We start from the raw sequence: 6,030 nt of genomic DNA on the forward strand, positions 1-6,030 counted from the left end.
CAAATGAAAAAGCATAAGCTTTCAGTCATATTAATAACAAAAAATGAAGCCGACAGGGTTGAACGTTGTTTATTGTCCATTGCAGACATTGCCGATGAAATTATTGTGTTGGATAGTGGCTCAACAGATGACACCGTTTCTATCTGCAAAAAATATACTGACAATGTTGAAGTCACTGATTGGCCCGGTTTTGGTAAGCAAAAACAGCGGGCGTTAGATAAAGCCAAATGTGATTGGGTTTTATCAATAGATGCAGATGAAGCGTTAGATGAAAAGATGCATGCGCAGTTAGTACAATTACTATCTCAAGACATCATCACGAAAGATGCTTACAAGTTACCTTGGGGAGTGACCCTGCACGGTAAAACGCTCAAATATGGTCGCAGTGCGCGTGCTGTTTTGCGTTTATTTAAACGTCAAGGTGCACGATACACGTTAGACGAAGTACATGAAACGGTTATCCCCAGTGGCCGAAATATTGGTACATTGCAAGGCCTGCTTTTGCATTATACACATCGCGATTTTAAACATGGCTTAGATAAGGCTGCTGATTATGCATGGCTAGGCGCAAGAAAGTACCATCGAAAAGAGAAAAAATCCCACGGTCTATGCATCGCTTTATTACGTGCAATCTGGACATTCTTACTGATTTACATTATTCGACGGGGTTTTCTAGATGGTAGCATCGGCTTTATTGTCGCGATGACTTATGCTCAGGTAAACTTTAATAAGTATGTCGGTTTGTGGTTATTGGAAAATAACAACAACAGTAGTGAAAATAAATTATGATTTTGACTTGTCCTGCAGGGCATTAGCTTGAATACTCCCTCTGCGTTGCAATAAGTGAAAAGGGAGTAACCTATTCGAGGTGCTAAATGCCTGCATTTACACATCCCGATAGATAATTAATACGGCTAATCTCTCGAAAATCCTGCATGTTGTGCCTTGATCTGATATTCGAATTAGTGCCTGATAAAGCCTCTTGAGGTAACATGGGTATATATTCTACCTTGCTCGCTGATTTCTTAATATAAAAGCCCTTGCTGGGAACCTATTATTTTTTTATGTAAAGCGGGTAAAGTTTGGCTGATTGATGTAGATAAATGTTATCAGCAATAACTGTAATATCGGACAATCTTATTTAGCGCATTTAGTGAGTGCCTTTAATGAAGCGTTATAAAATCCGTAATACAGAAGCAAGCAGAGGAATGGCTAGCGGCTCTCAGCAAGCGTAACTTGAAGTCTAAAGTCGCTAAATTTAATTCATTACTACAACAATTAACTTATTGGAAGACAGCGTAAATGAGAAAGACATTATCAGTAATTTTGATCACGAAAAATGAAGAAGATCGCGTCGCGCGTTGTTTACAATCAGTTCAAGATCTTGCGGATGAAATTATTGTTTTGGATTCAGGCTCAACGGATAATACGGTTAAAATCTGTAGTCAATATACAGACAATATTGAAATAACTGACTGGCCTGGCTTTGGCAAGCAAAAACAGAGAGCTTTGGATAAGGCAAGCTGTGACTGGGTACTTTCAATTGATGCTGATGAAGAGCTTGATGAGGAAATGCGCTCTGAAATTAACCGGTTACTTGAATCAACTGATGATCGCCATGTTGCTTATCGCTTGCCGTGGGGTGTCACTATTCACGGAAAAACCTTAAAACATGGTCGCAGTGCTCGTTCTGTTTTGCGGTTAGCAGTTAATAAGGGAAGTAAATATACATTAGATGAAGTGCATGAAACAATTGTACCGCCTAATGGTAGTATCGGAGTGATGAAAGGGTTACTACTACATTACACACACCGTGATTTTGGTCATGCCTTACAAAAATCGTCTTCATATGCTTGGCTAGGTTCTCAAAAGTATTTCAGAAAAAACAAAAAATCATATGGTTTGTTTTTAGCCTTACTTCGTGCAATCTGGACATTTATTCATATTTATATATTTAGGCTCGGCTTTTTAGATGGCAGTATTGGTTTTATCGTTGCGATGACTTATGCGCAGGGGAAATTTAATAAATATGCCGGTTTATGGTTATTGCAACAGAAAGAGAAAAGAGAGAGAAAAAAAGAATGAGTGGGGAGTTGCCTACTCACTATTATTTTTAGGATCATACAAAACAAGCAATTATGGGGAGAGTGTTAATTATCTCCCGATTTAAAGTTAGCAATCAAAGCTCTAGTTCATTTATGGTTGCTTGTATTGCACCTTTGTTTTTGTTCACTATTTGTAACGCAGCTTCAGCCATCATGTTTAGCATATTTTTGTCGGCAAATAATTGTTTGAGGTCGGTAGCTATCTCTTCGGCAGTAAAGCAAACTCGGCATGCCCCGTTGGCAACTAATGCTTCGGTTATTTTTTGGAAGTTAAAGTAGCTGGGGCCGATTAAACAAGCTCTTGCTAACGCCGCTGGCTCAAGTAAATTATGGCCACCGACTTTATCCCCAATTAAACTTCCTCCCATAAAACAGATATCGGATGCTTTTATCAAGGTCAGCATTTCTCCCATGGTATTGCCGATATAAATCTCTGTTGAAGCCAAAATATTAGCTTGGCTAGTACGGTTTACGGTACTAAAACCTTTTTCTAGGCATAGTTTTTCAACCATTAAGAAACGTTCTGGATGACGGGGAACCAATATTAATAATGCATCTGGGTATGACATAAGTAATTGCTTATGTGCTGCAATTATTATTTCATCTTCTCCTTTATGTGTGCTTGCTGCTATCCATACCGGGCGTTGATTGCCTATTTGATCTCGCAGGTCTTGGCCTGCTTGTAAAATCTCTATTGGTATTGAAATATCAAATTTAATGGAGCCGGTAACTTTCACTTTTTGAGTTTCTACGCCTAAAGCAATAAAGCGCTCTGCATCTTCAGTTGCCTGACAAAGAATTAAGTCTATATTATTAGCCATAGCGTGGAATAAAGATGAGAACTTTTCATAATTCCGAGATGATTTTTCAGATAACCTCGCATTGATAACAGTCACTGGAATATTGTTTTTTTTACAGTAATGCAGTGTATTCGGCCATAATTCCGTTTCGATAATGAGCAGAGCGGTAGGGTTTATTATTTTAATAAAACGTTTTATTGAGCAGCTAAAATCAAGCGGCATATAGCGGTGCTCAACTAAACTGCCCATTTTTTCTACTTCAACGGCTCCGGTGCTGGTGGTGGTGGTAACAACAACCGTTTTATTGGGGTATCGCTGCTTTAAAGATTTAATCAAAGGAGTGGCTGCTATCACTTCACCCACTGAAACCGTGTGTATCCATATTGGTTTGCTTGTCGAGGATAGTATCGGTGTTAAACCGAAATGTTCTTGCCACCTTTTGCCAAATTTAGGTTTGTTAGTTTTTGTTTTATACAGCTTATATAAGAAAAAAGGCGCGATAATAAAGAGTAGCAGTGAATATACAAATCTAAATAACATAAGGGCTATTTTAAAAGTTTTTAAAAAAAATATAGTGTACACTAAAAAAATTTTACATCCTAATTTTCAATATGTTGAGTCTTATGCCTCGAATTAAAGCGCCTAGAAAATATAAATTGTTATTTTATATAGAACAAAATTACTCTTTTGATATTTTACGCCCGCTACAGGAGCATGCTAGGCAGTTAGGGCACCAAGTATGCTGGTTTTTAGCTGGTCGTGATGTTTCCGCCTGTTTTTTGCAAGACGATGAAAATATATTAGCAACCATTACAGATGTTAAACGTTATCACCCTGATTTGGTTTATGCACCGGGGAATGTTATCCCTGCATTTATTCCAGGGTTAAAAATTCAAGTATTTCATGGGCTTAATGATAGTAAGCGAGGCCGCTTTGTAAAAGACAGGGGAATGGTTGATCTGTATTGTACTCAGGGGCATGAACGGACTGATATATTACTCCCTATGTCACTTGAAAAAGGATATTTCCAAGTAGTGGAAACAGGCTGGTTGAAGTTAGATACTTTATACAAGCAAACGCAGCAACAAACCTTTTCTCGTCCGCAAATATTAATCGCGTCAACATTTACGCCCTCACTCTCTTGTGCTGAAAGTATTTTTGAAACGATAAGCAAGTTGGTCGATAGTCAGAATTGGCAGTGGCTGGTGACATTGCACCCAAAAATGTCAGCACAGACAGTCGCTAAGTATAAAAATCTCGAAGGGGAAAATCTAATTTTCTTAGAGAATGATAAAGTCATTGCTGGGATGCATCGTGCTGATATCATGGTGTCTGATAATTCATCAGTATTAACTGAGTTTTTAATGCTTAATAAGCCGGTTGTGACCTTTAATAATAGCAACCCATTGCCTTGTTTTATTAATATAACAGCGGTTGAAGCTTTGCAGGGGGCAATTGAGCAAGCGCTTTCACCCTCGAAAAATCTGTTAAAAGAAATTGCAAGTTACGGGCCATCAATTACCCCTTATCGTGATGGTAAATCAGCTTCACGGGTCTTAGAGGCGAGTATCAACATGCTTGAATCCGGATGGGTAGATAAAAAACCAAAAAATATTGTTAGAAATTTCAAAATAAGGCAGCAGTTGAATTATTGGATGTGGTAATAACGTGCTGAATGAAAAATACTGATAGCGGTGTATACCTAAACCACCTCAAATGGTAATTGCTTTTTCAGGCGTCACAATGCAATGCTGGCTTTCGGGCGAAGCTCCCTCTGGGCATGACGATAAACAACGATCTTCGTTGTTCGAAGGTTTTGATTTAGAACGACTAGATCACCAACTTTGTGCCTAGAATCTGAGCATTTATTGTCTTGCTGATGCCGGCATCTTGAGGTCGCTTTGGTATAGATATAGAAACTTGTATTTACTGTTAAATAACGATGTGAATACACAATAGAACAATTATGGGTACGATTAAAAATTATGATTATTGAATATTGTCGATCTAAAACACTAAACTTTGGTGATGATCTTAATCCTTGGCTTTGGCCACAATTAATGGGTGAAGATATATTTAAAAATGAAGATGGGGTCTACTTTGTTGGCATTGGCACTGTTTTAACTAAGAAAAGGCTCAATATTCAGCTGGCAGATGCAAAAGAAATTGTTATTTTCTCGTCAGGCGCATGGGGAGAAAACACACCTATTTTGTCTGATAAATGTAAGGTCTATGGTGTTCGCGGTCCTCGGACAGCAAAAAAATTAGGCTTGAGCGAAAATTTAGCCATCGGTGATGGCGCTTATTTACTTCGTAACATACCGTTAGCTCCCGTAGAAAAGCAATTTGATATTGGTTTTATTCCACATCATGGCAGCGAGCAATATATCGATTGGCAAGTGGTCTGTGATCAACTTGGTATTAAGTTTATTTCAGCAAAGCAGCCCGTTGAAGCGTTTTTGCTACAGTTAAGGAGTTGTCGGAAAATTGTAACAGAAGCGATGCATGGTGCGATAACGGCTGATGCAATGAGGATCCCTTGGATTCCTGTTAAATTTTCACCTTTATTCAGTGAAGAAAAATGGTATGACTTTGCTGAATGTATGGAAATTGAACTGAAGTTTCAGGTCTTAACCTTTATCAGTCAGAATAAAATGAAGCTGCCTAAGCTTATTGAGATCGGTGCTAAAAAGCTGTTGAGTAAGCTATTGGGAATTAAACCTAAATGGTCTGAATTAATCTTTACCCCGTTCCCGGCAGACTCAGAGCGAAGTGCTAAGTTGGTTGATGAATTGAAAGCGATTATCGCAACGCCAGAGGCCTATTTAAGTACGGATAAGAAAGTGGATGAGATCACGAATAGGCAGAATGATATTTTAATGAAAATAGTAGAAGATTATAAATCGTAGCTGCTAGGGAATTCATTAATTTTAAATTCGAAAATATCACAGTACTACTGCTAATATTGAGACAAATATATACATGCTTATGTAGATGACTCAGGTTATTTTTTGTAAAAAAATTAAAACCACTACCACGCACACTTCATGCGACTGCGAAACTGCGTTTCGGTTCGCATTCATTAACAGAGGCGCTGCGAGCTACACAGAGAAAAACATAAAATA

Annotated in this window: 5 protein-coding genes; 4 read left to right on the plus strand and 1 reads right to left on the minus strand. The window is 38.2% G+C overall.

Annotation, left to right across the window (positions count from 1 at the left end):
• Positions 1–3: 3 nt before the first annotated feature.
• Both KSO91_RS09145 and KSO91_RS09150 read left to right on the plus strand, forming a co-directional pair.
• Entirely contained in the window at positions 4–789 is a 786-nt protein-coding gene (locus tag KSO91_RS09145) for a glycosyltransferase family 2 protein (protein ID WP_238742650.1), read from the plus strand.
• Positions 790–1,302: 513 nt separating this feature from the next.
• Positions 1,303–2,085 (plus strand): glycosyltransferase family 2 protein, encoded by a 783-nt coding sequence (locus KSO91_RS09150; RefSeq protein ID WP_238742651.1) that lies wholly within the window; start codon positions 1,303–1,305, stop codon positions 2,083–2,085.
• 94 nt (positions 2,086–2,179) lie between these two features.
• On the opposite strand, the gene waaA is transcribed toward KSO91_RS09150, so the two are convergent.
• Complete coding sequence (gene waaA / locus KSO91_RS09155) at positions 2,180–3,445, minus strand: lipid IV(A) 3-deoxy-D-manno-octulosonic acid transferase (protein WP_238742652.1); 1,266 nt, start codon at positions 3,443–3,445, stop codon at positions 2,180–2,182.
• Between the two features lie 83 nt (positions 3,446–3,528).
• Between waaA and KSO91_RS09160 the strand changes: the two genes are divergently transcribed.
• A complete protein-coding gene (locus KSO91_RS09160) occupies positions 3,529–4,569 on the plus strand; it encodes a UDP-N-acetylglucosamine 2-epimerase (protein WP_238742653.1) in 1,041 nt (346 codons plus the stop codon).
• 321 nt (positions 4,570–4,890) lie between these two features.
• Positions 4,891–5,814 carry a polysaccharide pyruvyl transferase family protein gene (locus tag KSO91_RS09165; RefSeq protein ID WP_238742654.1) on the plus strand — a complete coding sequence of 308 codons (924 nt, stop codon included), beginning with the start codon at positions 4,891–4,893 and terminating at the stop codon, positions 5,812–5,814.
• The last annotated feature ends 216 nt before the right edge of the window (positions 5,815–6,030 follow it).

Source organism: Psychromonas antarctica (assembly GCF_022267535.1).
GTDB classification, from domain to species: Bacteria; Pseudomonadota; Gammaproteobacteria; order Enterobacterales; family Psychromonadaceae; genus Psychromonas; species Psychromonas antarctica.